Source organism: Pseudoalteromonas luteoviolacea CPMOR-1, assembly GCF_001625685.1.
GTDB classification, from domain to species: domain Bacteria; phylum Pseudomonadota; class Gammaproteobacteria; order Enterobacterales; family Alteromonadaceae; genus Pseudoalteromonas; species Pseudoalteromonas luteoviolacea_K.
The window spans coordinates 1-2998 of sequence record NZ_AUYC01000052.1 but is presented as its reverse complement, the minus strand read 5'-3'; the positions used below and the strand labels follow the sequence as shown (position 1 = coordinate 2998).

At 50.3% G+C, this 2998-nt stretch carries 1 rRNA gene; it reads left to right on the top strand.

Features of this window, described 5'->3' with window-relative positions:
* The first annotated feature begins 19 nt into the window (after window positions 1–19).
* Window positions 20–2901, top strand: a 23S ribosomal RNA gene (locus tag N473_RS20485).
* Window positions 2902–2998 lie beyond the last annotated feature (97 nt).

The following is a 2998-nucleotide window of genomic DNA, read 5'->3' as shown; positions in this document are numbered from 1 at the left end:
AAACCATTTTGGGTTGTATGGTTAAGTGACTAAGCGTACACGGTGGATGCCTTGGCAGTTGGAGGCGATGAAGGACGTACTAACTTGCGATAAGCTAAGTCAAGCCAGTAAGAGGCACTTGAGACTTAGATTTCCGAATGGGGAAACCCACCGCTTAGCGGTATCTTACAGTGAATACATAGCTGTAAGAGGCAAACCGGGAGAACTGAAACATCTAAGTACCCCGAGGAAAAGAAATCAACCGAGATTCCGAAAGTAGCGGCGAGCGAAATCGGATTAGCCCTTAAGCTTCAGTGTAATTAGTGGAACCTTCTGGAAAGTTGGACGATACAGGGTGACAGTCCCGTACACGAAAATTTATCTGAAGTGAAATCGAGTAGGTCGGAGCACGTGAAACTTTGACTGAATATGGGGGGACCATCCTCCAAGGCTAAATACTCCCAACTGACCGATAGTGAACCAGTACCGTGAGGGAAAGGCGAAAAGAACCCCTGTGAGGGGAGTGAAATAGAACCTGAAACCGTGTACGTACAAGCAGTAGGAGCCCTTCGAGGGTGACTGCGTACCTTTTGTATAATGGGTCAGCGACTTATATTCTGTAGCGAGGTTAACCATTTAGGGGAGCCGTAGCGAAAGCGAGTCTTAACTGGGCGCTTAAGTTGCAGGGTATAGACCCGAAACCCGGTGATCTAGCCATGGGCAGGTTGAAGGTCAGGTAACACTGACTGGAGGACCGAACCCACTAACGTTGAAAAGTTAGGGGATGACCTGTGGCTAGGAGTGAAAGGCTAATCAAACCGGGAGATAGCTGGTTCTCCCCGAAATCTATTTAGGTAGAGCCTCGGACGAATACTTACGGGGGTAGAGCACTGTTAAGGCTAGGGGGTCATCCCGACTTACCAACCCTTTGCAAACTCCGAATACCGTAAAGTACTATCCGGGAGACACACGGTGGGTGCTAACGTCCATCGTGGAGAGGGAAACAACCCAGACCGTCAGCTAAGGTCCCAAAGTGTATGTTAAGTGGGAAACGATGTGGGAAGGCTAAAACAGCTAGGAGGTTGGCTTAGAAGCAGCCATCCTTTAAAGAAAGCGTAATAGCTCACTAGTCGAGTCGGCCTGCGCGGAAGATGTAACGGGGCTAAACATACCACCGAAGCTACGGCTGCGAACTTTGTTCGCGGGGTAGGGGAGCGTTCTGTAAGCGGCTGAAGGTGTGCCGGGAGGCATGCTGGACATATCAGAAGTGCGAATGCTGACATGAGTAACGATAATGCGGGTGAAAAACCCGCACGCCGGAAGACCAAGGGTTCCTATCCCATGTTAATCAGGGTAGGGTGAGTCGACCCCTAAGGCGAGGCTGAAGAGCGTAGTCGATGGGAAACGGGTTAATATTCCCGTACTTGGTATAAATGCGATGGGGGGACGGAGCAGGCTAGGCAAGCATGGCGTTGGTTGTCCATGTGAAAGGCTGTAGGCTGGTGACTTAGGAAAATCCGGGTCGCTAAGGCTGAGAGTCGAGACGAGCCACTACGGTGGTGAAGTTGTTGATGCCCTACTTCCAGGAAAAGCCTCTAAGCTTCAGTTTATATCGAATCGTACCCTAAACCGACACAGGTGGTCAGGTAGAGAATACTAAGGCGCTTGAGAGAACTCGGGTGAAGGAACTAGGCAAAATTGTACCGTAACTTCGGGAGAAGGTACGCTCTTGTTTGTGAAGGACTTGCTCTGTAAGCAAACGAGAGCCGCAGTGACCAGGTGGCTGGGACTGTTTATTAAAAACACAGCACTGTGCAAAATCGTAAGATGACGTATACGGTGTGACACCTGCCCGGTGCCGGAAGGTTAATTGATGGGGTTAGACGTTTGTCGAAGCTCTTGATCGAAGCCCCGGTAAACGGCGGCCGTAACTATAACGGTCCTAAGGTAGCGAAATTCCTTGTCGGGTAAGTTCCGACCTGCACGAATGGTGTAACCATGGCCACGCTGTCTCCACCCGAGACTCAGTGAAATTGAAATCGCAGTGAAGATGCTGTGTACCCGCGGCTAGACGGAAAGACCCCGTGAACCTTTACTACAGCTTGGCACTGAACATTGACCCTACATGTGTAGGATAGGTGGGAGGCTTTGAAGCACAGTCGCTAGATTGTGTGGAGCCGTCCTTGAAATACCACCCTTGTAGTGTTGATGTTCTAACTTAGGCCCCTAATCGGGGTTGAGGACAGTGCCTGGTGGGTAGTTTGACTGGGGCGGTCTCCTCCCAAAGAGTAACGGAGGAGCACGAAGGTTGGCTAAGTACGGTCGGACATCGTACGGTTAGTGTAATGGTAGAAGCCAGCTTAACTGCGAGACAGACACGTCGAGCAGGTACGAAAGTAGGTCATAGTGATCCGGTGGTTCTGAATGGAAGGGCCATCGCTCAACGGATAAAAGGTACTCCGGGGATAACAGGCTGATACCGCCCAAGAGTTCATATCGACGGCGGTGTTTGGCACCTCGATGTCGGCTCATCACATCCTGGGGCTGAAGTCGGTCCCAAGGGTATGGCTGTTCGCCATTTAAAGTGGTACGCGAGCTGGGTTTAGAACGTCGTGAGACAGTTCGGTCCCTATCTGCCGTGGGCGTTTGAGAATTGAGAGGGGCTGCTCCTAGTACGAGAGGACCGGAGTGGACGAACCGCTGGTGTTCGGGTTGTTATGCCAATAGCATTGCCCGGTAGCTACGTTCGGAATCGATAACCGCTGAAAGCATCTAAGCGGGAAGCGAGCCTCGAGATGAGTTCTCACTTTAACTTAGAGTTAACTGAAGGGCCGTTGAAGACTACAACGTTGATAGGCGAGATGTGGAAGTGCTGTGAGGCATTGAGCTAACTCGTACTAATTACCCGTGAGGCTTAACCATACAACGCCAAAGTGGTTTTAAGCTTGTTAGAAGTTAAGAATAAAAGTAGACGAAAAGAATTTAATTACGCTTCCAGATTTTAAGCATTGTGAATAGA